This is a genomic window from Campylobacter sp. BCW_4321, from assembly GCF_001763075.1.
In the GTDB taxonomy this organism is placed as follows: Bacteria; Campylobacterota; Campylobacteria; order Campylobacterales; family Campylobacteraceae; genus Campylobacter_D; species Campylobacter_D jejuni.
The window spans coordinates 125,233-148,763 of record NZ_MJYA01000060.1; the positions used below are offsets into that span (position 1 = coordinate 125,233).

Below are 23,531 nucleotides of genomic sequence, written 5' to 3' on the forward strand. Positions count from 1 at the left end.
AGAAAGATTATGGATTCTACTTTATTTTTACAACAACTTGTTAATGGGCTTAGTTTGGGTAGTATGTATGCTCTTATTGCTGTTGGCTATACTATGGTTTATGGTGTGTTAAGACTTATTAATTTTGCTCACGGCGATATTATGATGGTTGGTGCTTATGCAGCTCTTTTTTGCATGACTAACCTAAATGTTCCTTTTCTAGGAGCTTTATCTTTAGCAATGATTTTTGCTGCCTGTGTTGGAATGGCTACAGATAGAATTGCTTATAAACCTTTAAGACAGGCTCCTAGAATTTCATTGTTGATTACAGCAATTGGTATTAGTTTTTTCTTGCAAAATCTTTTTAATATGCTTTTTACTTCAACACCTAGAACTTTTACACCGCCAAGTTATTTTGAGGAAAGTGTTAATTTTGGTGGAGTGATAACAACTTATGGTTCTTTAATGGTTCCTGCTCTTACATTTGTTATTTTAATAGCAGTGTTATGGATTTTGTATAAAAGCAAATATGGTATAGCTATTCGTGCTTTAGCATTTGATATACAAACAGTAAATTTAATGGGTATAGATGCAAATCGTATTATTGCTATAGTTTTTGCCCTAGGTTCAGCTTTGGCAGCAGTTGGAGGTGTTTTTTGGGCTGCAAATTATTACTCTGTTGAACCTACTATGGGAACTTTAATAGGTTTGAAAGCTTTTGCTGCTGCCGTTTTAGGAGGTATAGGTTCTGTAGTAGGTGCAGTTTTGGGTGGACTTATTATAGGATTTACTGAAGTTGTTGTTGTGGCTTTTTTCCCAGATTTATCAGGCTTTAAAGATGCATTTGCTTTTATTTTTTTGGTGTTTATATTGTTATTTAGGCCTACGGGAATTTTAGGTATAAATTTTGAAAAGAGTAGGTTTTAATGATGGTTAAAATTAAGGTTTCACATTTAATCTTTTTAATTGCTTCAATTATTTTTATTTTCATTTCTCCTTATATTTTTGGGGACTATGGATTAAATATTGTTAATCAAATTGCTATTTTTATTATTTTGGCTGTGAGTTATAACCTTATTAATGGTGTAACTGGACAATTTTCACTAGAACCCAATGGATTTGTTGCAATTGGAGCTTATGCAGCTGCTTTAGTTCTTTTAAGTGCTGATGCAAAAAATGATCAGTTTTTTTTAGATGGTCCTAGTTCTTTTATTTTAGCTATCCATTCAAATTCCTTTATTCTAGCTTTAATTGTAGCTGGAATTTGTTCATCTTTGCTTGCCCTGATTTTAGCTTTTGCTGTATTTCGCGTGAGAGGGGATTATTTAGCTATTGTAACTTTAGGCTTTGGAATAATTATTAAAATAGCTGCTATTAATTTTCCTTCTATTACTAATGGCTCAAGAGGACTGGTAGATATTCCACAATTTTCCACGATCTATTGGACAGGTGGTATTGCTATTGTAGCGGTTATTTTAATTTTAAATATAGTTTATTCTAAATATGGTCGTGCAATGAAGGCTATAAGAGATGATGAAGATGCTGCAAGTGCTATGGGAATAAATACTTTTTGGATAAAAACTTTAGCTTTTGGCACTTCAGCATTTTTAGAAGGCGTAGGTGGTGGACTTTTAGCTTGTCTGTTGACTACCGTATCTCCAACTCAATTTGATTTTTTACTTACTTTCCAACTTTTGATTATTATTGTTTTGGGTGGACTTGGTTCTACTACAGGTGCTATCATAGGTGCGATATTGGTTATTGGTGGAAGCGAGTGGCTTAGATTTTTAGATGAGTTAAATATAAAAATAGATTCTTTAAATCTTGATATCCAATCAACACCAGGACTTAGAATGGTTGTTTTTTCTATTGTTCTGATTTTAGTAATGCTTTTTGCAAGAAAAGGCATAATGGGTTATTACGAGTTGAGTGATGTGATTAGAGGGATTAAAAAGCGTTTTAAAAGGAGTGAAAAATGATTTTGGAATTAAAACAAATTTCAAAAAGTTTTGGTAGTGTTAAGGCTATTAATAAAACTTCTTTTAAAATCAATGAGGGTGAAATTTTTGCTTTAATTGGACCTAATGGGGCTGGTAAAACAACTCTTTTTAATATTATCACGGGTAACTATAAACCTACTTCAGGTTCGGTTGAATTTCTAGGAGAAAGAATTGATCACTTAAAACCTCATAAGATTGTGCATTTAGGAATAGCTAGAACATTTCAAAATATTAGACTTTTTTCAAGTATGAATGTGCTTGAAAATGTTCTTATTGGTTTTAATAAACAAATGAAATATAATATTTTTGAAGCCTTTTTGCATTTAGGGCGTTTTGGAAAAATAGAACAAGTATTTAAAGAGAAGGCTTATGCAATATTAGAAGAACTTGGTATTGCAGAATTTGCTCATGAAAAGGCTACTAGCTTAAGTTATGGGCAACAAAGAAAAGTTGAGATTGCAAGAGCAATGGCTACTCAGCCAAGATTGTTATTGCTTGATGAGCCAGCCGCTGGGATGAATAGCTCCGAGAGCGATGAACTTGCTGAGCTCATTTTTAAATTACGAAAAGATTATAAAATTAGCGTTTTGCTTATAGAGCATGACATGAAATTTGTAAATAAATTGTGTGATCGCGTATTGGTGCTTGATTATGGAAAAACAATTTTTGAAGGTAAACTTTGCGATGCTGTAAATCATAAAGAAGTAATTGCTGCGTATTTAGGGGATTTTGATGCTAATAGTTAAAGATTTGCATGTTTATTATGGATTAATTGAAGCTGTTAAAGGGATTGATTTTAAAGTGGAAACAGGTCATATTGTTTCTCTTATAGGTTCAAATGGAGCAGGTAAAACTTCAACTTTAAATGCGCTTTTAAACTCAGTTAAAAGAACTGGTGGGGTTAATTTCTTAGGTTATGATACTAAAAGGCATTTAACTCATACTTTAGTTCAAAAAGGTATAGCTTTAGTTCCTGAAGGAAGACGTGTTTTTATCAATTTAAGCGTAGAGGAAAATTTAAAAATAGGTGCTTTTAATAATGCTGAAAATTATGAGCATTTAAGAGAGCAAATGTATAAACTTTTTCCAAGACTTGCAAGCAAAAAGCATGCTTTAGCTGGAACATTGAGTGGAGGGGAAGCGCAAATGCTTGCGATTTCAAGGGCTTTAATGAGTGAACCAAAACTTTTGATGTTGGATGAGCCTTCTTTGGGACTTGCTCCAAAGATTGTGGGTGAAGTTTTTGATATTATTGTGCGTTTAAAAGAAGAGGGTATAACTATTCTTTTGGTAGAGCAAAATGCTTATTCTGCATTAAAAATAAGTGATTACGCTTATGTTTTGGAAAATGGTCGCATTGTAATGGAAAACGAGGCTAAAAATTTAATAGGTGATGATGAGATTAGAAAGAAATATTTAGGGCTTTAAAATTTAAAGGAAAAAGAATGAAAAATATAATAAAAAGCATAGGGGATTTAAAAGTTTCGGTTGTATTGTTTTTGCTTTTTGCGCTTTTTTGTGCTTTGGCAACTTTTATTGAAAGTGCTTATGGAACTCCTACGGCTTGGGCAATGGTTTATGATACTTTTTGGTTTGAATATATACAACTTTTACTTGGTATTAATTTACTATGCGGGATGTTTCGTTATAAAATGTTTGGGCTTAAAAAATTGCCTTTAATGATTTTTCATATTTCTTTTTTATTTATTTTAGTGGGTTCGGCAATGACAAGATATGCTGGTTTTGAAGGTATTTTACCTATTAGAGAGCATACTCAAAATTCACTTATAGAAAGTTCTAAGACTTCTTTGCGCATTTCTGCTATAAAAGATGGAGAACGCTATAGTGCGGTTAATGATCGTTATATAGGAAATTTGCCTTTTGCTAATTCTTTTAAACTAAAACTTAATTTAGGTGATGATCAAGCTGTATTAAAATATAAAGATTTAATCTTAAATGCTCATTATACTTATAAAGAAAATAATAATTCTGATCCTTTATTGGTTTTAATGCTTTCTCAAAAAGGATCTCAAGGTGTTGATGTTAAATTTGAAAAAGGTGAAGTTAAGAATATAGAAGGGGTTAACTTTGCTTTTATGAATGATAATGTTAAAGCACCTTTTGTAAAAATTGACGAAAATTTAACTTTAAGTTCAAGTGAAAACTTACATTTTCTAAGTATGTTAGATGGACAAAATTTAGACCTTAAAATTGGAGAAAAGGCAAATGCTAAGGAAAGAAGGCTTTATGAAATTAATGATATTAGTTTTGTAGTTAAAGCTGCTTCTTTGCATGCGCAAGAAGCTTTAGAAGGCTCCAATAGACCTCAAGATGAAAGTTTTTGGTTATGGTTTAAATCTGCTTGGTTAGAAGTGGGTAGAACTATGTTGATTTCTACTTTTGGCGAGCCTCAAAATTGGAAAAATTCTTTATTATTACATTTTAAAGATTTTGCTTTAAGCAATGAGAATAAAAACTTAGAATTAACTGGCTCTAATGCTTTAAAATTAGAATTAAGCTATAAAAATGAAAGTAAAGAATTTTATATTTTTGAATATAATAAACCTATTATGATAGAACTTGCAGGTCAAAAATTCTTTATTTCTTGGGCACTTTCTTATGAACAATTGCCTTTTGATATTTATTTAAGAGATTTTGTATTAGATCGTTATCCAGGTTCTATGTCTCCGGCTTCTTATGCAAGTGAAATTACCGTAAAAAATAATAATGAAAATTTTAATTATAGAATTTTTATGAATAATGTTTTAGATTATGATGGCTATAGATTTTATCAAAGTTCTTATGATCAAGATGAAAAAGGGACTGTTTTATCTGTAAATAAAGATCCAGGCAAAATACCAACTTATATAGGTTATTTTTTGCTTTGTCTTGGAATGTTTATGAATTTTTTAAATCCTCATTCTAGATTTAGAACTTTGGCAAGATTAATCAATAAAGACACTTTAAAACATACAAGTGTGATTATTTTTATTTTATTGCTATCTTTTGGTTCTGAAAAGACTTTTGCTCAAGATTTAAATTCAACCTTACCTGTGGTAAATACTAATCATGCTAAAGCTCTTGCTACTTTAATAGTTCAAAAATCAGCAGATGGAAGAATGGTGCCTTTTGATACGCTATCAAGAGAAATTTTAGAAAAAATTCATCAAAGCGATAGCTATAAGGGTCAAAATTCTAACGCTGTTATGCTTTCCATGCTTGTTGATGTAAATAAATGGCAAATGGAACCTTTTATTTTAATGCCACAAAATCAAGCAGTTCGTGATGCTATTGCAAATATTTTAGAAATTCCTAGCGCTAAATATATTTCTTATAAAGATTTCTTTGATGAGAATAATCGCTATAAACTTCAAAAATATGTTGAAAATGCAAATCGTAAAAACCCAAATGCAAGAGGAGTTTTTGATAAGGAAATTATAAAACTAGATGAAAGAGCTAATGTTGTAAATTTAGTTTTTAGTGGTGAATTATTTAAATTTATTCCTGTTCAAAATAATCCAAATAATGTTTGGCTTGCACCTTTTTCTGCTGTAACTACTCTTAAGGGGGATGAAGGGCATATTGTTTGGGCTTTAATACAGAATTATTTTAGTGCCGTGGAAAATGCTTTTAAAGATGGCAATTGGACTAGAGCTGATGAAGGCTTGAAATTTATCAAAGAATATCAAGAAAAAATAGGATATAAAGTCATGCCTAGTAAAACCAAGGTTGAAATGGAAATTTTTTCTAATAAGGCTGAAATTTTCGTTAAACTCGCTCCTGTATATTTAATTGCGGGTTTTTTACTTTTGATTCTTGTTTTTTCTAAAATGGTCATACCGAATTTAAAAATCTCTTTTATATTTAAAGTGGTATATGTTTTAAATGTTTTAGCTTTTGTAATTCATACATTAGGTCTTGGACTTCGTGCTTATTTATCAGGTCATGCTCCATGGAGTAATGGCTATGAAAGTATGGTGTATATAGCTTGGGCATTGTCTTTGTCGGGTATATTTTTCTCTAGAAAAAGTCCTATAGCCTTGTCATTAACTTCTATTTTATCCGGTGTTGTATTAATGGTTGCACATTTAAGCGAAATGAATCCGCAAATTACAAATCTTGTTCCTGTGCTCAATTCTTATTGGCTTAGTATTCATGTATCTGTTATTACTGCTAGTTATGGATTTTTAGGACTTTGTGCCTTACTTGGTATCTTTACACTGTTCTTAATGTGTTTTCTTAAGAAAGATGGAAAATATAATCTTAATATTTTGAGAAATATTACAGAGGCTACAAGAATTAATGAAATGGCAATGATTTTTGGACTTTGTTTGCTTACTGTAGGAAATTTTTTAGGTGCAATTTGGGCAAATGAAAGTTGGGGGAGATATTGGAGTTGGGATTCTAAGGAAACTTGGGCTTTGGTTAGCATTTTGGTTTATGCAGCAATTTTGCATCTTAGAATGATTCCAAAATATTGTAATCAATTTGTGTTTGCTTTATGGAGTATGTTTGCTTATTGGGTTATTATTATGACTTATTTTGGAGTAAATTACTTTTTAACAGGACTTCATTCTTACGCTGCAGGCGAAGCGGCTCAAATTCCTAATTATGTTTATTGGGGATTTGCGTTGATGGTGGTTTTAGCTCTTTTTGCAAGAAGGAATCGAAATTTTGTGGGCAAACTTTAAATGAGCCATATTTTTTTGGTTATTTTTTGTGCTGCTTTAGCGCTTTTATTGTTTTTAGGCATAATTGCTTATCTTATTACAAGTGATGGCAAAAAAACAGTTAAAAAGCAAAAAACTAGCCAAAAGCAGCATGTAGCTGAAAAGACTAAAAAATTTGATACAGACTTAGATAAAATGATAATTGCTGCTTCCGATGTTAAGCTAACAGATGTTGAATTAAAAGAACTTGCCAAACTTTATGTGCAGACACATAAACTTGGTTCAAAAACTTCTAAAGAATTAGATGAAGCAACAAAAAAGAAACTAGAATTTGTTTCTGCTTTGGCTGCAAATATTAATGCAAGTGCACAAACAGTCAGTTACTTAAATAAAGAACTTAAGAAAATTTCTGGATCTTACAAAAAAGAAATTGATGCTTACGAGCATATGGGATTAGCTAAAAGAAAAATTAAAGAAGATAAATAATATGGTGCGCTCAAGAGGATTCGAACCTCTGGCCTTTTGAACCGCAATCAAATGCTCTATCCAGCTGAGCTATGAGCGCAAAAATAAGTTAAAATTATATATAAATATTCTTAAAATAAGCAAAATTTTGCTTATTTTGTTTGTTTTTTGGCTTTTTTACCTTCATCTAAATCAAATTCTTTAGTCTTTTTTGAATGATAAAATATAAAACCCACAATCAAAATACAGCAAATCAAAGAAAAAATATAAAGTGTACCATAAGGGCTATCTTTAAAAAAAAGATTATTAGTATTCATTCCAAAAAATCCTACGATCAAATTTAAAGGCAAGAAAATAGAAGAAAGTATACTTAAAAGATAAATACTTTTATTCATTTTTTCATTTTTAATTGCACTTGTTAATGCATAAAGAGTATCAACTCTTGCTAGATGTTCTTTGGTGTTTTTGCTTAAGATGCCGATGGATAAATTTAAAATTTTTAAATGTTTTTTGTATTGTGCTTGTTCACTAAGCAAAAGACTGAAAGCTTCACTTAGAAGATTAATTTGCTTTAGATTTTTGTTGATTTTTTGTCTTAACACAAAGGATTTTTTGTAAAAATTTTTAACAAAACCACCTTTTAAGATAATACCTTCTTTGTGTTCTAAAAGGTTTTGAAAATGAGTATTTTGTACTTTAAAATCTTCTAAAATGGATTTAATAAAATTTGAAAATTCTTCTATGCTAGAAAGCTTAAATTCTTCATTTTGAAGTTTATAAATTTTTTCATCATTAAAAAGCCAAGTTTCCAAATTTAATCCCACGTAAACAAAAATTTTTTGTCCATAAATTTCGCTATAGAAAGTTTCTAAATTCTTTGCTTGCAGGATTTTTTTTAGATTTTCGTGTAGCTCTAGCATTTTATTTGCCTCTTAAGTGATAAAAATTTCTTTTAAATTGCGTAAAAGAATTGTTTAAAATTGCCTCACGCATCTTTCTTGCAAGTTCAAGATAATAATGTAGATTGTGTAAACTTGCCAAACGAAAAAAAGTAAGTTCTTTAGCTTTAAAAAGATGGTTTAAATAACCCCTTGAAAAATTACGACAAGTATAACATGAGCAAGTAGGATCTATGGCTTCATGATCGTTGATAAATTCTGCTTTTTTGATATTAAATTTTCCAAAACTTGTGAAAAATGTTCCATTTCTTGCATTTCTAGTTGGCATCACACAGTCAAACATATCTACTCCTCGCTCAACATTTTCCACCAAATCTTCAGGCGTTCCTACACCCATTAAATATCTTGGACGATTTTCATCTAGATAAGGGTTTAAGTTTTGTACTGTTTCATACATCAAGGCGTTTTCTTCGCCCACGCTAAGTCCACCTATAGCTAAACCATCAAATGGCATTTCGTTTAAACTTAAAGCACAACGCTTTCTTTCTTCATAATTTGTACCACCTTGGATAATACCAAAAATATTTTGCCCTATACCTATACCTTTATTTTGCATACTTTTATGATAAGCAATAGCCTCTTTTGCCCAAAATATAGTACGATCAACAGAAATTTTAACCCTTTCTTTGGTTGCGGGTAGAGCTACTAAATCATCTAAAATCATCATAATATCAGAGTTAAAATCATATTGAGTATCTAAAACACTTTTTGGAGTAAAAAGATGACGACTCCCATCGATGTGACTTTTAAATTCTATGCCTTCATTAAAATGTTTGGAATTTTTACTTAAAGAAAAAGCTTGAAAACCACCACTATCGGTTAAAAAACTTCTATCAAATTTCGTAAAACCATGCAAACCTCCAAAATCTTTTACCACTTTGGAAGTTGGACGCAAGTACATGTGGTAGGTATTTGCTAAAATAATTTTTGCATCAAGCTCGTTTTTTATATCATTAGCATCAAGACTTTTAACCGCTCCTACTGTGCCAACAGGCATAAAAACAGGGGTTAAAAAAGTGCTGTGTGCGGTAGTGATTTCACAAACCCTTGCCATTCCATCTTTATGCTTTAATTTAAATTCCATTTGTTATAATTTCCTTTTTGGAGTTTAAAATGAATAATATTTTAATTATAATAGACGGTATTTTAGCAAAGCATTTCTTAGAAAGGCTTTGTTTTGAAAAAGGCTTAGGTTACTTTTTTACAGTAGTGTGTCAAAATAGTGAAAAAAATAACTTAAATATTTCTAGTGAGTATATTGACTTGCATTATTTTGATCCTACAAGCACAGCGCGTCTTGAAAATATTATGAGTAAAGATTTTAAACAGGCTTTTATTTATATGCAAGATGAATTTGAAACTAAAAAAAGTTATGAGGCTTTGCGTTCTTTAAATCCAAATTTAGAAATAGAAATAATGGATTTTTGGGGGTTAAGTGTTAATGATACTCATGCAAATTTAGCTGATGCTAGAATGACTTTAAGTCGTAGATTTATGGATTTTTTACCAGATATTGCTTTAACAGCTCAGTATATAGGGCTTGGGGTTGGAGAGATTATGGAAGTAAAAATTCCAGCAGGGTCTATTTTTGCTTATAGGCACATAAGTTCAATACAACAAAAAAGGTGGCGCATAGTCCTTATTTATAGAAATTCTAAGATTTATTTTGTAAAACCATCTTTTGTTTTAGAGCCAAATGATAGCATTTTGATCGTTGGAGATCCTGTTGTTTTACAAAGTATTTTTCATAATATAAGAGGCAAAGCAGGGCAATTTCCTATGCCTTTTGGAAGTAATGTTTTTGCTTTAATTGATATGAAAAATATGAATCAAAATATGCAAGAAAGAGTGCTTGATACTACTTTAAAATTAACTCAAAAAAGCAATGCAAAAAGATTTTTTATACATGTTATCAATCCTAAATTAGGGGTAATGTATGAAAAATTAAAAAAACTTTCTGAGAATAAAGAAGGTGTTTTTTTTGATTATTTCAACACGGATTTTAAACAAATTTCCACATGGTTGCAAAATAATGATATAGGATTAGTTGTAACCGATATAAAAAATTTTGAGAAAGAAAAACAAGCTTTTTTTGATTTAAAAATTCCTATTATGAAGGTGGGTGAAGCTTCTTTTGATGAGCTTAAAGAAGCGATTATTTTAAGTGCCGATGAGAGTGAACTTGAAAATAATGCAAATGTCATTACTGATTTAAGTAAACAGCTTGATTTTGGAGTTATTTTATATTATTATAATCCAAATTCTCAAAATACTACAGATATGGAGGAGTATTTTAGAAGTTTATCTAAGCTTTATGATAAAAATATACAAATTATTAATAAAAATGATGAAAACCCTCTTTTAAATTTGCAATATCGCGAAGATTTGTTACAATTTGTGAGTTTTCAAAAAGAATTACTAAATAGAGATTTTGGCAGAAATTTAAGTACAAATTTAAATAGGCATTATTATAAAATGAGACAAAATTACCAACTTTTCATACCAGTAGAATAAATAATTAATTAAATGTGATAGAATAAACGCAAAAAGAGTAGTTCAATGCAAGTAGAAGTTAAGTTAAAAGAAAATGCTTATAAGGTTTATATTGATGAACTTGAAGAATTAAAATTTGATAGTAAGGTTTTTATACTTTCAAATCCTAAGATTTCAGGTCTTCATTTGAAAACATTACTTTCTAAAATTAAGGCAAAAGAAATTTTTATTGCTACTGTAAAAGATGGTGAAGAATATAAAAATTTAAGCACCATAGAAGAAATTTTAAACCAAATGTTTAATTCTAAATTGGATAGAAAAAGCGTGCTTATAAGTTTTGGTGGTGGCGTGATTAGTGATATGGGCGGATTTGCTGCTAGTATTTATCAAAGAGGTATTGATTTTATAAATATTCCTACTACACTTTTAGCTTGCGTTGATGCAGCAGTAGGTGGAAAAACAGGTGTTAATAATAATTTTGGTAAAAATCTTATTGGCACTTTTTATCAACCTAAAGCTGTATATTGTGAGAGTTCTTTTTTAAAGACTTTGAGTTCTAGGGAACTTGCTGCAGGTATGGCTGAATTTATTAAAATGGCGACAATGTTTGATGATAGTATACTTGATTTTATAGAAAAAATTGATGAAAAAAGTTTCTTAAATGCTACTTGCGAGAATGAAATTTTTACTCAAATTATAGCAAGAAGCATAGAACTTAAATCAAGGGTTGTTGAACAAGATGAAAAAGAATCAGGGCTTAGAATGCTTTTAAATTATGGTCATACTTTTGCTCATGTTATAGAAAATTTTACAGATTATAAGCTTTATTTACACGGAGAAGCGGTGGCTATAGGTATGGTTATGGCAAATCAATTGGCTTTAAATTTAAGGCTTTTGGATAAAATGCAAAGTCAAAAAATAAAAGATATTTTACTTAAATTCAGTTTACCAATATCATATAAAATCAACAATGTAGATGAATTTTATGAAGCTTTTTTCATGGATAAAAAAAGCTCTAATAAAAAAATCAATTTTGTCCTTGCTAGTCCTTTGGGTAAGGGTTTGATAAAAGGTGATATTTCTAAAGAAGATATAATTGCAACTTTAAGAGAATTCCAATGAAAAAAATTATTATTTTAACCTTTTTTGTTGTTTTTGCTTTTGGTGATGTAAATCGGACTATTATTAATAATATAAATGAGAAAATTAATACTTTAAATACTGTAATCAGTGCTAGTATTTGGAATATACGTTATGAAAATTTTATAAAATATCAAGATATAAATGATGAATTAATCATTTTAAATCTTAATTTAAAAAAGACTTCCGATATTCACCAACAAGAAGAACTTAAACGCAAGATAGCAAATTTAGAAGAGCAATTGAGCTTGCTTAAAGAATACAAAGATTTAAATTTTGCACAAAGTCTTAGCGCCCCTGATAATATAGAAACTTTATCTAAGCTTACTAATCCTTTGGCTATTATAGGAGCTTTTTCTCATATTAAGAAATTAAAAGGAGAAAAGGAAGAATATATATTTAAATTTAATGATTTTAAAAATTTAGTAGATAAAATTAGAGAAAAAAACTCAGAACTTAAAGAATTGGTTGAGCTTAAACCAAGTGTTGAGAATATAGAAGCTTTAAAAGCTTCGGATAAAAAATTAGAAGAATTTGAGCAAGCTTTAAATTTTGCTAGTGTTTCTTATTCTGTTTATGAGAAAAAAATTGATGAAGAGCTTTCTCGAGTAAGTGCTGAGATTAAAATTCAAAGCTTAAGGGCTGTAAATATACTTGTTGCTATTGTTATTGTTATAGCTATAGCTTTTATGTTGAAATTTATTGCTAAAAAATATATTAAAGATAGTGAAAGATATTATACCGCTACGAAGATTATTAATTTTATTAATATAAATATTATTTTTCTTATTTTGCTCTTTGCTTATATAGAAAATATTACTTATCTTGTAACTATACTTGGTTTTGCTTCTGCAGGCTTAGCTATTGCTATGAAAGATATGTTTATGTCTATGCTTGGATGGTGTGTGATTATTTTTGGTGGAAGTTTTAGAGTAGGAGATCGTGTAAAGGTTTTTCAAAATGATACTACCTATATAGGAGATATTATAGATATTTCTTTTTTACGCATTACTCTTTATGAAGAGCTTACGCTTGAAACTTATAGTAAACATCGTCGCAGCGGACGTATTATATTTATTCCTAACAACTATGTTTTTACAAATTTGCTTGCTAATTATACTCATCATGGTATGAAAACCGTGCTTGATGGCATTGATATAAGTGTTACTTTTGATAGTAATCTTGATAAGGCGCAAGAAATTGTGGAAAATATTGTTACACGCCATGCCAAAGGTTATACTGAGCTTGCTAGAAAAAATATAGCTCGTTTACAACATGAATATAGTATTAAAAATCCTAAAGTGGAGCCAAGGTTTTTTATGTTTTTTGAACATTGGGGAATGCGAATTTCTGCATGGTATATGACCAATGCTTATGCGGCTTTGGTATTAAGAAGTACGATTAGCAAAGAGATTATAAAAGAATTTAATAAGCATAAAGATATAAAAATTGCTTATCCATCGCAAAATTTATATTTGGGAAATTTAAATCAAAATCATTTTGAACAACATCATGAAAATATGCATTTTCATGCAAGGAATAAAGATTGAAAGAAAAAGTTTTTTTTAAAACCTTTGGGTGTCGCACAAATATTTATGATACAGAGCTTTTAAAAAGTTATGTGAAAGATTATGAGATTATAAATGATGAGAATAAGGCACAAATTATCGTTGTAAATTCTTGCACGGTTACAAATGGAGCTGATAGCGGGATAAAGTCTTATGTAAATACCATGCAAAAAAAAGGCATTAAAGTTATACTTACAGGTTGTGGTGCTGTAAGCAAAGGTAAGGAGCTTTTAGATAAAAAGCAAGTTTTTGGAGTGCTTGGAGCGTCAAATAAAGATAAAATCAATGAATTTTTAGGAGCAAAGACAAGTTTTTATGAACTTGGAAATTTAAATTTTATTGATAAAGATATAGTTTGTGAATATGAAAATCATACCAAAGCTTTTGTGAAAATTCAAGAAGGTTGTGATTTTGCTTGTTCTTATTGTATTATCCCTAGCGTGAGGGGAAAATCAAGAAGTGTGGATGAAAAAGCTCTTTTAAAACAGGTTGAAATTTTGGGAGCTAATGGTTATAGTGAAATTGTTTTAACAGGGACTAATATAGGTTCATATGGGCTTAAAAATGGCACAAGTTTAGGCAAGCTTTTGCGGAAAATGGGACAAATTTCAGGTATAAAACGCATAAGGTTAGGTAGTTTAGAACCCGCACAAATTGATGAGAGTTTTTTAGAAATTTTAGATGAAACTTGGCTTGAAAGGCATTTACATATTGCATTGCAGCATACAAGTGAAAAAATGCTTCGTATAATGCGAAGAAGATCGCATACGGATAATGATTTAAAGCTTTTTAATACTATAGCAAGCAAAGGATATGCTTTAGGGACGGATTTTATAGTAGCTCATCCAGGTGAGAGTGAAGAGCTATGGCAAGAAGCTTTGAAAAAATTTAAAGAATTTCCACTCACTCATATTCATGCTTTTATTTTTAGTCCTAGAAACAACACGCATTCTGCTACCATGAAGGATGTGATAAATGGAACTTTAGCTAAAGAAAGGCTAAACACTTTAAAATCCATAGTAGAAAAAAATAATTATGAATTTAGGAAAAAAAATCAAGTTTCACTTGAAGTTTTGATAGAAAATCAAAAAGATGGTTTTTTTGAGGGTTATGATCAGTTTTTTAACAAGATCAAAATTAAAAGTGATAAAGATATAGCTAAAGAATGGATTGTTATATCTGAATATGAAGTGCAAGAAAAGTCTAACTTTGCAATTTTAAAAGGCTAGATAATGAAAAATAAAAAGATAATTTTAGCATCTTTTATGGTTTTATGTATGCTTTTGGGAATTTTATATTTTAAAAATGAACCTAAATATATAGATGAAAATCTTTATCAAAGTCTATTAAGCCAAAATTTAATCCAAAAAGCTGTGATTGATAAAGACGAAATTTGGCTTAAGGCAGAAGGTGAAAATTACGTAATTATAAAAGATGGCATAGATATAAAAACACTTTTAGCAAAAGTTCCTATAGAGGTTAAAAAAGATAACACGCTTTGGGTGTTTTTTATTTTACTTGTTTTTATTATCGCACTTTTTATAAGTCTTGGTTATTTTGCCCGTAAAAAAGAATTGGCTAAATATCCTATATCAAATAAGAATCACATTCAAGCTCAAAATTCAAATATTAATTTAGAAAGTTCTCATATAAAACCTGTGATTTCAGATATTACTTTTAATGATGTAGCAGGTGTTGATGAAGTTAAAATGGAACTAAGCGAACTTGTAGATTTTTTACAAAATCCTAAAAAATATAAAGAATTTGGTGTAAAAATGCCAAAAGGTGTTTTAATGGTAGGCCCACCAGGTGTAGGAAAAACATTGATAGCAAAAGCAGTTGCAGGAGAAGCAGGGGTGCCATTTTTTTATCAAAGTGGTTCAAGTTTTGTTGAAATTTATGTAGGTATGGGTGCAAAAAGAGTTAGAGAGCTTTTTTCAAAAGCTAAAATGATGGCTCCTAGTATTGTTTTTATCGATGAAATAGATGCTGTAGGTAAAGCAAGGGGAGAAATGTCAAATGTTGAAAGAGATAGTACTTTAAATCAACTTTTAACCCAAATGGATGGTTTTGAGGACAATAGCGGGGTTATAGTTATAGCTGCGACAAATAAAATCGAACTTATGGATTCTGCTTTATTGCGTTCAGGGCGTTTTGATAGGAGAATTTTTTTATCTTTACCTGATTTTAAAGACAGACTTAAAATTTTAGAAATTTATATGAAGGATAAAAATAATAATGTTAATTTAAATAAAATCGCCAAAGCAAGCGTAGGTTTTAGTGGAGCAGGACTTGAAACTTTGGTCAATGAAGCGGCAATTAATGCTTTAAGAAGAAATAGTGCTTTAGTTGAGGAAAGTGATTTTTATGCTGTATTAAATAAAGTTCTTTTAGGCAAGAAAAAGATTTTAAGTTTTAATGATGAAGAGAAGAAAATTCAAGCCACTTATCAAGCTGCAAAAGCTTTGAGTGCGTATTATTTTGACATAGGATTTGAAAAAATTACTCTCATTGAAGATCGTTTTAAAGAATATGAGCATAATATAAGATCAAAATCAGAGCTTATTAATCGTATAAAAGTTTATTTGGCTGGTTCTAGAGCTATGAAATTAATTTACAATGAAAGTTATACCAACTCGCAAGATGATTTTTTAAAGATTAAAGAATTGCTTGATTATATGTTGAGTTTTGATATGTTAGAAGAGTCAAATTTAAATGAACAAAAAAAAGAAATGGATGAATTTTTAAATTCTATGAAGGATAAAATTTTAAAATTATCAGAGCTTTTGCTTGAAAAAGAAAAGATAGAACATGATGATGTTAAAAATATAATGCAGATTTGATTATATTTTAATCATCAATTTCTTTGTGCAAGATAGTTCCATTAAAATCTATAAGAATTTTTACATCGTTATCAAATTTAATCTTGTAATGGTTGATTTTTCTTTCGATTTCTCTAGCTTTTGTATTTGGAAATTCGTTTTTAATGATATTAGCTAAATTTTGAGGTAAAAAATCTAGTTCAAAAGGAAAGGCTTTATTTTCAATTTCTTTCCAAGCTCCATCTATGTCAAATTCAAGTTCTGTCCCATCGCTAAGATAGACTTCATAGGAATTTTTGTCTTTTTGTACAATCCCTATAGGTGCTTTGAAATTATGTTGTAAAAATTCTTTAGAAACACTTGGCAAATTATCAGCAGAAATTATTATATCAGCGTTTAAAGATAAACTTAAAATAGTAATAATACTTAAAAATTTAATTTTCAATATTTTTCCTAATTATTTTTTAGTAAAATTGTAAAGAATTTATGTGAATTTTATGTGAATTTTAAGACAATATTATAAAAAATAAAGGTTTTATACTTTGCTTACAATTTTTTTAATTTTTTTAAATATTTTATGTTATTTTTTGATTTCTTATGATTATTACAATATCCTTGGTTTGAATATTTTATTTTTTAATGGAGCTTATTGGCAACTTTTAAGTTCAATATTTTTACATGGAAATTTAACTCATCTTATATTAAATATGATAGTTTTACTTCAATTTGGGCGTATATTAGAAACTTATTTGGGTGCTTTGCGTTTTATTTTTATTTATTTTATTGGCGGGTTGTTATGTTCACTTTTAAGTGTTTTTTATGTGTATTTTGATTTTAAATATTTTGGAGAAAATATAAATGTCATAGGTGCTAGTGGTGCAATTTGTGTTTTAATGGGTTTTTATGCTGTTCTTGATAAAAATAGCACAAAAGGACTTATAGTGGCAATTTTACTTATGAGTTTTGCGCCATTGCTTATGGGGGTAAATGTTGCTTGGTATGGTCATATTTTCGGGTTTATATGTGGTTATATTTTAGCTAAAATAAAAGAGGTAAAATGAAAAAAATTTATATTATAAGACATGCAAAAGCAAGTAAGAGAGGAGATATCGATGATTTTGAAAGAAAGCTTACTAAGAGTGGAAAGGAAGATTTAAAAAAACTTTTTAAAAATCTTGCCTTGCATGAAATTCATCCTGATTTAGTGTTATCAAGTCCTGCTGTTAGAACCGCTAAAACAGCGAAAAAAATAGCCAAATTTTATAATTTTGATAAAAATAAAATTTGTTTTGATGAAAGATTGTATCTTTGCAATGTTGAAAATTTGCTAAAAATTTTGCAAGATATTGATGATGAGTTTAACGAAGTATTTTTAGTGGGTCATAATCCTGGTTTAATGGAGCTTGGAGAGTTATTAAGCTCGCTATGTTTAGCTTCTTTTCCAACTTCTTCTATCTTGTGTTTAGAATTTGATATTAAGGAATTTAAAAATTTAAAAAAACATAGCGGAAAATTAGTTTTTTTTGAACATGTGCGCAAGTTAAAAGAAGAAAAAGATTTGGGTTTTTAGTAAGAGATTGACTCTTACTTCCAACCTTCTATATAATTTTTTAGTTTTCTTCCTACTTTAGGGTGTTTGAGTTTTTTTATAGCTGAGCTTTCTATTTGTCTCACTCTTTCTCGAGTGACATTAAGCTCTTTCCCAATTTCTTCTAAGGTTCTATCGCTTTCATCATCCATTAAGCCAAAGCGCATTCGAATTACCGCTTTTTCCCTATCGTTTAATTGATCTAAAACTTCATCAATTTGTTCTTTTAAATCATCCTTTAAGATATGATCCATTGGAGAAAGTGAATTTCTATCTTCAACAAAATCTCCAAATTTACCATCATCTTCATTTCCTATTGGAGCTTCAAGGGAAATTGGTTCTTTTGTGATTTTAATGACTTGTTTAACCTTATCTACGCTTAAACCTACTTCTTTAGCTATAACACTGACATCAGGTTCTTTTCCATCTTTTTGCAGATGTTCGCGGATAATTTTGTTAATTTGATTGATGGTTTCTATCATGTGGATTGGAATTCTTATGGTTCTTGCTTGGTCAGCTATAGCCCTTGAAATAGCTTGTCTGATCCACCAAGTTGCATAAGTGGAAAATTTATAACCCCTTTTGTATTCAAACTTATCCACAGCTTTCATTAAACCTATATTTCCTTCTTGAATAAGATCTAAGAAAGGTAGACCACGATTTGTGTAGCGTTTAGCTATGCTTACAACAAGACGCAAGTTTGATTTTGCCATTCTTCCTTTTGCTTCATCAGAGATTTTTTTACCGCGTTTAATTTGCTCTAAAATTTCTTTTAAACGTGATTTTTCAAGATCAAAGCTTTTTTCACTAGCTTCTTTAGTTTGAAATAGTTTTTTAATTTCCATATAAGTGCTTACCATGGTTGTTTCTAAAGCTCGCTCTGTGATTTCTTCTTTGCTCAATTTTGTAATATCTTTTAAAATATCTGCATGGCGTTTTTTAAGTTCATCAGAAAACATAGGTAAGCGGTATTCTAAACGCTTAAGTTCTTTGTCAAATTCTTCATCACTTTTTAGTGCAGTTTCCATTGATTTTACGATTTCACTAATAAGTTTTGAAGTAGGGCCTAGATCCATTAATTTTTCTTTTAAAATATTTTTTTTGAATGCAATGCTTAATTTATCTAAAAGCTCATCTCCACTTTCCTTGTCTTTGGATGTTTTTAGCCAATCTTTTTTAGCTTTTTCTAGAGCTTTAAATTTTTCTATAACTTTTAAAGTTCTTTCATCTTCTTTTTTGCTGTTTTTTTTAGTATTTTCTTCATCTGTTTCTAATTCTGTTTCGTTTTCTTCATCTTCGTCTATATCAAGTTCATCAAGTTTATCATCATTTTTTTCTTCATCGTCAAAGCTTTTAAATAATTCTTTTACTCTTCTTTCTCTGTTTATTAAAGGTTCTTTATAATCTAAAATAAAATCTATCAAATAAGGTACAGAACAAAAAGCATCAATGATAATATCTTCACCAAGTTCTATTTTTTTAGAAATTTCAATTTCTTCATCTTTGTTTAATAAAGCAATTTGTCCCATTTCTCTTAAATACATACGAACAGGAGAGTCTGATCTGCTCCATTCTAATAAATCGTTTTCATTGGCTAAATCAAATTCGTTCTCAAGGCTTGTATCTTGGAGTTTTTGTTTTTCTTCTTGAAGTCTTTTTGCATCTTCTATGTTTTTCATTTGTGCAATTTCAGCTGCTGAAAAAAGTTGCACTTTGTGTTTTTTCACTAATGCTTGCACTTTTTTAGCGGTTGATGCACTTGGTTGTTTTGTAAGATATTTTACCAATTTTTCATATGTGATATAATCTTTTGCATTTTCTTGAAATAATTCTTCTAATTCAGCTTCTTGAGTTTTGGCGTTCATTGATTATCCTTGAAATTTATATAAGCTTTAGATTTTATCTAAAAATTGCTTAACTTTCTATATAAATCGGTTATTATGCTTATGATTTAAATATTTTTTCAAATTTTTCTAAAGCTCTGTTAAAATTATAATTTTTTCTTTTTAAGGTATAAAATTTACGCTTTAGGTTGATATTTTTTAACTTGATTTCATAAAGTGTTGAATTTTTTAATTCTTTTTCTATGCTTTTTTTGGAAAAAATAGAGATTGCTTTTTTTTGTAAAACAAGTTCTTTAATCGCAGCCATTCTATCAAGCTCAAGAAAAATATTAAGCTTTTTTGAGCTTGCACCAATTTCATTTAAAAATTTATCCCTTAAGCCTGAGCCTACTTCTCTTAAAATCCACTTTTGTTCTAAAAGTTCATCGATATAAAATTCTTTTTCATTGAGTTTTTTATCACTTGTGGCTACTATAAGTTCATCATCTTGCCAAAAATTTATTTCTAAATTTTCATACTCCACTAAAGCTGGATCAAGTTCTGCTTCAATGATTGCAAATTCTATATTTCCGTTTTTTAGCAAATTTAAACATTCTTTTGAATTCTGCGTTTGAGAGTGAATTTCTATGTTTTTAAATTCTGCTTTAAAATCAAATAAAATAGGAGCTAAAAAATGTTCAGAAATGCTTTGAGTTGAGGCTATTTTTATTTCCCCTAAGAGCATGCTTTCGTCGTTTAATTTTTCTAAGCTTTGGTAGTAGGCTTGTATAATTTTTAACCAATTTTTTCCTAGTTCTAAAGCTTTTGGTGTAGGTAAGAGTTTTTTTCCAAGTCTTTCAAATAAAATGCCATCAAATTTATTTTCTAAATTTTTAATTACTATTGAAACATTAGGTTGAGTTATGGAAAAATTGTTGGCTGTATGAGTTGGACTTTGAGTGTTTAAAAGATCTAAAAATATTTCCATATCTTTGATTTTCATGAGTGATTCCTTTATTTAATAAAAAAAAATTATTATAAAAATTAAAATAATATATTTTTATAATTTTAATAAAAAAAATATAATAACACAAAATTTAGAAAAAGGAAAATAAATGAAAACAAGTTTTTTAGCACATAGCATGGCTATAGTGCGTTCAAATTTTAAGGGTTTGCTTTTTACTGCTTGTATAGTGATTTTTGCTATGTATTTTTCTAGTGTTCAAAGTATCAAAGATACTACTCATTTGGCAGCGACTGCTTTTGCTATCATCATAGGAGTGTTGCTCTCTCCTTGGTTTTTTAAATACCAACATCATTTTCAAGCTGGAGTGCATTTTAGTGCAAAAAAGCTTTTAAGACTCGGTATTGTTTTATATGGTTTTAATATTACTTTAACTGAGCTTTTAAGTGTAGGGTTGAAAGGGTTTTTACTTTCTGCTATAGTGATATTTTTTGTTTTTATTATTGCTTTATTTGTAGGGATGAAAATTTTTAAACTCGATAAAGAAACTTCTATGCTTGTTGGAGCCGGAAGTGCGATTTGCGGTGCGGCAGCAGTTTTAGCGTTGGAGTCAAGTTTAAAAAGTGATCCTTTTAAAGGAATTTTAGCTGTAGGTACGGTGGTGATTTTTGGACTTGTGTTTATGTTTTTGTATCCTATAGCTTTTTCTTTAAATCTTTTTCCTTTTTTTGATCAAAATGCTATGGGGGTTTTTATGGGGGCTACTTTGCATGAAGTGGCAAATGTTGCAGGTGCCGCTGAAATGGCAAAAGATATGGCAGGATTTGAGCAAGGTGCTTCTAATGTTGCAGTGATTATAAAAATGATGAGAGTGATTTTACTTGTGCCTTTTTTGCTTATAGTGACTTATTTTTTTGCTAAAAATCAGCATTCAAGCAGTGGAAAAACTGCAAAAAGTATCACTATCCCTTATTTTGCTTTTGCATTTTTAGGTATGATAGTTTTAAATACTTATCTAGCAAGTAAAGAAAATATTTTAGGTATTGCTACGAGTGATATTATTTCTTTAGGTAAAACACTTTGTACTTTATGTATTGTTTTTGCTATGGCAGCTTTAGGTTTACAAATTGACTTTAAAAAATTTTTAAAGAGTGGCTCTAGAGTATTTGGTTTGGCTTTTGTTTTAGGGCTTGTTTTGATTTTTGGAGGATATTTTTTAACTTTAACTTTTAAAGATATACTTTGGTAATAACAATTATTTTTTGAAAAAATTTATTTTTATTAATCAAGTGATAATATAATTGTTTTTGTTTAATAAAATCTCATTTTGAAGGAGTTAAAATGAAAAAAATTGTTTTAAGTATTTTAAGTTCTTGTTTATTAGCATCTGCTTTAAGTGCCGTATCTTTTAAAGAAGATAGTTTAAAAATATCTTTTGAAGGGTATAAAACTAAGGATATGGTAGGAGTAGAAGGTGAATTTAAGAATGTAGAATATAAATTTTCTAAAAATACAAAGGATTTTGCAAGTTATCTTAAAGGAGCTAAAGCTACTATAAAGCCAAGTAATGCTTTTATGGGTGAAGGCAATGATGTTATAACCAATAATATCACAAAAGTGTTTTTTCCTGCTTTATTGGGAAATGCAGATATTAAAGTTGTTTTCCAAGATGTGATTGTAGGTGAAAACAAAGGCGTTATTTCAGCAAAAATTACCATGGATAAAAAAAGTACTATTGTACCTTTAACTTATACTATCAAAGATAATAAATTTGAAGCTAAAGGGCAGCTTGATTTGCATACTTTTAAAAATGGTTCTAAAGCATTAAAAGCATTAAGTGATGCTGCTCCAGGACATGGTGGAATCTCTTGGCCTTTGGTTGATATCAGTTTTAATGCTGATTTAGCAGAATAAAAAGTAGCCTTAGGGCTACTTTAAAATACAGTATTTTCTTAAATTATTTTCAAAAATTTCATAATTTTTTATATTTTCAAGTTCTTGATAAATTTCACTGCCTTTCCATAAAATAAAAATTGTATTTTCATCTTTTAGATTTTTGCAAATTTCAAGCAAAGGCTTGACATCCATTAAGGCTCTTGAAGTGATGATATCGGCTTTAAAGGTATTTTTACACTCTTGAACTTTTTCTTTGTAAATATGTAAATTTGAAAGTTCGCATTCTATTTTTAGTGTCCGCAAAAAGGCAGCTTTTTTGGGATTGGGTTCGAAAAGATGAAAATTGCTTTGCAGTAAAAAGGCTAAAAATACAGCTGGAAATCCTGCACCACTTCCTATATCGGCAATATTTTTTGCTTTAGAAAAATCATAAAAATCTAAAATTTTAATACTATCAAAGATATTTTCATCTATATTTTTTAAATGAGTAAGATTGTGAATGCGGTTAAATTTAGATAATAATTCTTTATAAATTTTTACCTTTTCTTTAAAGTTTTTTAAATCGTAGTGTTGTAAAAAATCATAATCTTTAAAAATCATTTATTTAAGATGTCCCATTTGAGTTTGTTTTATGTTTAAATATTCTACATTAAAACGGTTAGGTTCTATTAAAATCGGTATGCGTGTGATGATTTTTTCCTTAATGGACTCTAGTTTCTCGGGATTATTTGTGAGTAAATTAACCTTAGAAATTTCATAGTGTTTGAGTATAAATTCTACAATTTCATAAGTTCTCTCATCGGCTTTAAAGCCAAGCTGATGATTTGCTTTAATCGTATCAAAACCTTTATCTTGTAAAGCATAAGCATTAACCTTGTTAAAAAGTCCTATACCTCTTCCTTCTTGTCTAAGATAAATCACCATTCCGCCATTTTTGTCTATATATTTTAACGAAAATTCAAGCTGTTCTCCACAATCACATTTTAAACTTCCTAAAGCATCTCCTGTTAAGCACTCTGAATGAATTCTTAGATTGAGTGTGTCTTTTGGAGTATTTTTAAATATACATAAATGTTCTTTATCATTTTCTTTAAAACTTTGTATTTGGAAATTTCCCCATTTGCTAGGTAAATTCGCAATTTCTGAAATTTTTATTTTCATTTA

General features: G+C 29.3%; 22 protein-coding genes and 1 tRNA gene. 15 read left to right on the plus strand and 8 right to left on the minus strand.

Annotated features, from left to right (window positions below; all coding sequences use genetic code 11):
- Positions 1–9: 9 nt before the first annotated feature.
- From AJN58_RS07055 to AJN58_RS07080, 6 genes are read left to right on the plus strand one after another with little or no spacing between them, the layout of a single operon-like run.
- Positions 10–906 carry a branched-chain amino acid ABC transporter permease gene (locus AJN58_RS07055; RefSeq protein WP_002881774.1) on the plus strand — a complete coding sequence of 299 codons (897 nt, stop codon included), beginning with the start codon at positions 10–12 and terminating at the stop codon, positions 904–906.
- Positions 906–1,958 carry a branched-chain amino acid ABC transporter permease gene (locus AJN58_RS07060; RefSeq protein ID WP_044779199.1) on the plus strand — a complete coding sequence of 351 codons (1,053 nt, stop codon included), beginning with the start codon at positions 906–908 and terminating at the stop codon, positions 1,956–1,958. Before AJN58_RS07055 ends, AJN58_RS07060 begins: the two co-directional genes overlap by 1 nt.
- Positions 1,955–2,725, plus strand: a complete 771-nt coding sequence (locus tag AJN58_RS07065) for an ABC transporter ATP-binding protein (RefSeq protein WP_044779200.1) — start codon at positions 1,955–1,957, stop codon at positions 2,723–2,725. The genes AJN58_RS07060 and AJN58_RS07065 overlap by 4 nt, the downstream gene beginning before the upstream one ends.
- Positions 2,712–3,407: an ABC transporter ATP-binding protein gene (locus tag AJN58_RS07070; RefSeq protein ID WP_002881782.1), complete on the plus strand. Its 696-nt coding sequence runs from the start codon at positions 2,712–2,714 to the stop codon at positions 3,405–3,407. Before AJN58_RS07065 ends, AJN58_RS07070 begins: the two co-directional genes overlap by 14 nt.
- Positions 3,408–3,424: 17 nt before the next feature.
- Entirely contained in the window at positions 3,425–6,670 is a 3,246-nt protein-coding gene (ccsA, locus tag AJN58_RS07075) for a cytochrome c biogenesis protein (RefSeq protein WP_070233091.1), read from the plus strand.
- 15 nt (positions 6,671–6,685) lie between these two features.
- On the plus strand, positions 6,686–7,135 hold the full coding sequence (locus tag AJN58_RS07080) for a hypothetical protein (protein WP_074470042.1): 450 nt from the start codon (positions 6,686–6,688) through the stop codon (positions 7,133–7,135).
- Positions 7,136–7,137: 2 nt separating this feature from the next.
- Here AJN58_RS07080 and AJN58_RS07085 read toward each other — a convergent pair.
- The 3 genes from AJN58_RS07085 to tgt all read right to left on the minus strand — a co-directional run bounded on the left by AJN58_RS07085 (position 7,138) and on the right by tgt (position 9,157).
- Positions 7,138–7,214: transfer RNA gene (locus AJN58_RS07085), tRNA-Arg, on the minus strand.
- Between the two features lie 52 nt (positions 7,215–7,266).
- Positions 7,267–8,034, minus strand: coding sequence for a magnesium transporter CorA family protein (locus AJN58_RS07090; protein WP_002861747.1), 768 nt, complete (start codon positions 8,032–8,034; stop codon positions 7,267–7,269).
- A gap of 1 nt (position 8,035) precedes the next feature.
- Positions 8,036–9,157 carry a tRNA guanosine(34) transglycosylase Tgt gene (gene tgt / locus AJN58_RS07095; protein ID WP_002861746.1) on the minus strand — a complete coding sequence of 374 codons (1,122 nt, stop codon included), beginning with the start codon at positions 9,155–9,157 and terminating at the stop codon, positions 8,036–8,038.
- 29 nt (positions 9,158–9,186) lie between these two features.
- Between tgt and AJN58_RS07100 the strand changes: the two genes are divergently transcribed.
- Genes AJN58_RS07100 through AJN58_RS07120 form a run of 5 tightly spaced genes read left to right on the plus strand, consistent with a single transcriptional unit; the run spans position 9,187 to position 16,117 of the window.
- The gene (locus AJN58_RS07100; RefSeq protein ID WP_070233092.1) at positions 9,187–10,587 is read left to right on the plus strand and encodes a COG3400 family protein; all 1,401 of its coding nucleotides are present in this window, start codon (positions 9,187–9,189) and stop codon (positions 10,585–10,587) included.
- Positions 10,588–10,632: 45 nt separating this feature from the next.
- On the plus strand, positions 10,633–11,688 hold the full coding sequence (gene aroB, locus AJN58_RS07105; RefSeq protein WP_070233094.1) for a 3-dehydroquinate synthase: 1,056 nt from the start codon (positions 10,633–10,635) through the stop codon (positions 11,686–11,688).
- Complete coding sequence (locus AJN58_RS07110) at positions 11,685–13,256, plus strand: mechanosensitive ion channel family protein (protein ID WP_044793978.1); 1,572 nt, start codon at positions 11,685–11,687, stop codon at positions 13,254–13,256. The genes aroB and AJN58_RS07110 overlap by 4 nt, the downstream gene beginning before the upstream one ends.
- The gene (mtaB, locus tag AJN58_RS07115) at positions 13,253–14,503 is read left to right on the plus strand and encodes a tRNA (N(6)-L-threonylcarbamoyladenosine(37)-C(2))-methylthiotransferase MtaB (protein WP_002861742.1); all 1,251 of its coding nucleotides are present in this window, start codon (positions 13,253–13,255) and stop codon (positions 14,501–14,503) included. Before AJN58_RS07110 ends, mtaB begins: the two co-directional genes overlap by 4 nt.
- Positions 14,504–14,506: 3 nt before the next feature.
- Complete coding sequence (locus AJN58_RS07120; RefSeq protein WP_053872295.1) at positions 14,507–16,117, plus strand: AAA family ATPase; 1,611 nt, start codon at positions 14,507–14,509, stop codon at positions 16,115–16,117.
- A gap of 7 nt (positions 16,118–16,124) precedes the next feature.
- Here the strand turns inward: AJN58_RS07120 and AJN58_RS07125 are convergent, their stop codons facing one another.
- Positions 16,125–16,541, minus strand: a complete 417-nt coding sequence (locus tag AJN58_RS07125) for a PepSY-like domain-containing protein (protein ID WP_004305692.1) — start codon at positions 16,539–16,541, stop codon at positions 16,125–16,127.
- A 97-nt stretch (positions 16,542–16,638) separates the two neighbouring features.
- Here AJN58_RS07125 and AJN58_RS07130 point away from each other — a divergent pair, with 97 nt between their 5' ends.
- The gene (locus AJN58_RS07130) at positions 16,639–17,157 is read left to right on the plus strand and encodes a rhomboid family intramembrane serine protease (RefSeq protein ID WP_044779210.1); all 519 of its coding nucleotides are present in this window, start codon (positions 16,639–16,641) and stop codon (positions 17,155–17,157) included.
- Entirely contained in the window at positions 17,154–17,666 is a 513-nt protein-coding gene (locus AJN58_RS07135; RefSeq protein ID WP_002861738.1) for a SixA phosphatase family protein, read from the plus strand. The genes AJN58_RS07130 and AJN58_RS07135 overlap by 4 nt, the downstream gene beginning before the upstream one ends.
- A gap of 14 nt (positions 17,667–17,680) precedes the next feature.
- Here AJN58_RS07135 and rpoD read toward each other — a convergent pair whose 3' ends face one another.
- Both rpoD and AJN58_RS07145 read right to left on the minus strand, forming a co-directional pair.
- Complete coding sequence (rpoD, locus tag AJN58_RS07140) at positions 17,681–19,549, minus strand: RNA polymerase sigma factor RpoD (RefSeq protein ID WP_004305698.1); 1,869 nt, start codon at positions 19,547–19,549, stop codon at positions 17,681–17,683.
- 79 nt (positions 19,550–19,628) lie between these two features.
- Positions 19,629–20,510, minus strand: a complete 882-nt coding sequence (locus AJN58_RS07145; protein ID WP_002932884.1) for a LysR family transcriptional regulator — start codon at positions 20,508–20,510, stop codon at positions 19,629–19,631.
- A gap of 112 nt (positions 20,511–20,622) precedes the next feature.
- Between AJN58_RS07145 and AJN58_RS07150 the strand changes: the two genes are divergently transcribed.
- Together AJN58_RS07150 and AJN58_RS07155 are read left to right on the plus strand one after the other, a co-directional pair.
- Positions 20,623–21,720, plus strand: coding sequence for a YeiH family protein (locus tag AJN58_RS07150; RefSeq protein WP_044779211.1), 1,098 nt, complete (start codon positions 20,623–20,625; stop codon positions 21,718–21,720).
- Between the two features lie 92 nt (positions 21,721–21,812).
- Entirely contained in the window at positions 21,813–22,385 is a 573-nt protein-coding gene (locus AJN58_RS07155) for a hypothetical protein (protein ID WP_002861734.1), read from the plus strand.
- Positions 22,386–22,400: 15 nt separating this feature from the next.
- Here the strand turns inward: AJN58_RS07155 and rsmG are convergent, their stop codons facing one another.
- Positions 22,401–22,967, minus strand: a complete 567-nt coding sequence (gene rsmG / locus AJN58_RS07160) for a 16S rRNA (guanine(527)-N(7))-methyltransferase RsmG (RefSeq protein WP_004305702.1) — start codon at positions 22,965–22,967, stop codon at positions 22,401–22,403.
- Complete coding sequence (gene ribA / locus AJN58_RS07165; protein ID WP_053872889.1) at positions 22,968–23,528, minus strand: GTP cyclohydrolase II; 561 nt, start codon at positions 23,526–23,528, stop codon at positions 22,968–22,970.
- Positions 23,529–23,531: the final 3 nt, after the last annotated feature.

Excerpts from the sequence above, each read along its gene's own strand:
- AJN58_RS07070 (WP_002881782.1), top strand. The coding sequence starts at position 2,712 with ATGCTAATAGTTAAAGATTTGCATGTTTATTATGGATTAATTGAAGCT.
- AJN58_RS07135 (WP_002861738.1), top strand. The coding sequence starts at position 17,154 with ATGAAAAAAATTTATATTATAAGACATGCAAAAGCAAGTAAGAGAGGA.
- tgt (WP_002861746.1), bottom strand. The coding sequence starts at position 9,157 with ATGGAATTTAAATTAAAGCATAAAGATGGAATGGCAAGGGTTTGTGAA.
- ccsA (WP_070233091.1), top strand. The coding sequence starts at position 3,425 with ATGAAAAATATAATAAAAAGCATAGGGGATTTAAAAGTTTCGGTTGTA.
- AJN58_RS07150 (WP_044779211.1), top strand. The coding sequence starts at position 20,623 with ATGAAAACAAGTTTTTTAGCACATAGCATGGCTATAGTGCGTTCAAAT.
- AJN58_RS07120 (WP_053872295.1), top strand. The coding sequence starts at position 14,507 with ATGAAAAATAAAAAGATAATTTTAGCATCTTTTATGGTTTTATGTATG.
- AJN58_RS07145 (WP_002932884.1), bottom strand. The coding sequence starts at position 20,510 with ATGAAAATCAAAGATATGGAAATATTTTTAGATCTTTTAAACACTCAA.
- ribA (WP_053872889.1), bottom strand. The coding sequence starts at position 23,528 with ATGAAAATAAAAATTTCAGAAATTGCGAATTTACCTAGCAAATGGGGA.
- rsmG (WP_004305702.1), bottom strand. The coding sequence starts at position 22,967 with ATGATTTTTAAAGATTATGATTTTTTACAACACTACGATTTAAAAAAC.
- AJN58_RS07060 (WP_044779199.1), top strand. The coding sequence starts at position 906 with ATGATGGTTAAAATTAAGGTTTCACATTTAATCTTTTTAATTGCTTCA.
- AJN58_RS07055 (WP_002881774.1), top strand. The coding sequence starts at position 10 with ATGGATTCTACTTTATTTTTACAACAACTTGTTAATGGGCTTAGTTTG.
- AJN58_RS07110 (WP_044793978.1), top strand. The coding sequence starts at position 11,685 with ATGAAAAAAATTATTATTTTAACCTTTTTTGTTGTTTTTGCTTTTGGT.
- AJN58_RS07100 (WP_070233092.1), top strand. The coding sequence starts at position 9,187 with ATGAATAATATTTTAATTATAATAGACGGTATTTTAGCAAAGCATTTC.
- aroB (WP_070233094.1), top strand. The coding sequence starts at position 10,633 with ATGCAAGTAGAAGTTAAGTTAAAAGAAAATGCTTATAAGGTTTATATT.
- AJN58_RS07065 (WP_044779200.1), top strand. The coding sequence starts at position 1,955 with ATGATTTTGGAATTAAAACAAATTTCAAAAAGTTTTGGTAGTGTTAAG.
- AJN58_RS07155 (WP_002861734.1), top strand. The coding sequence starts at position 21,813 with ATGAAAAAAATTGTTTTAAGTATTTTAAGTTCTTGTTTATTAGCATCT.
- AJN58_RS07090 (WP_002861747.1), bottom strand. The coding sequence starts at position 8,034 with ATGCTAGAGCTACACGAAAATCTAAAAAAAATCCTGCAAGCAAAGAAT.
- rpoD (WP_004305698.1), bottom strand. The coding sequence starts at position 19,549 with ATGAACGCCAAAACTCAAGAAGCTGAATTAGAAGAATTATTTCAAGAA.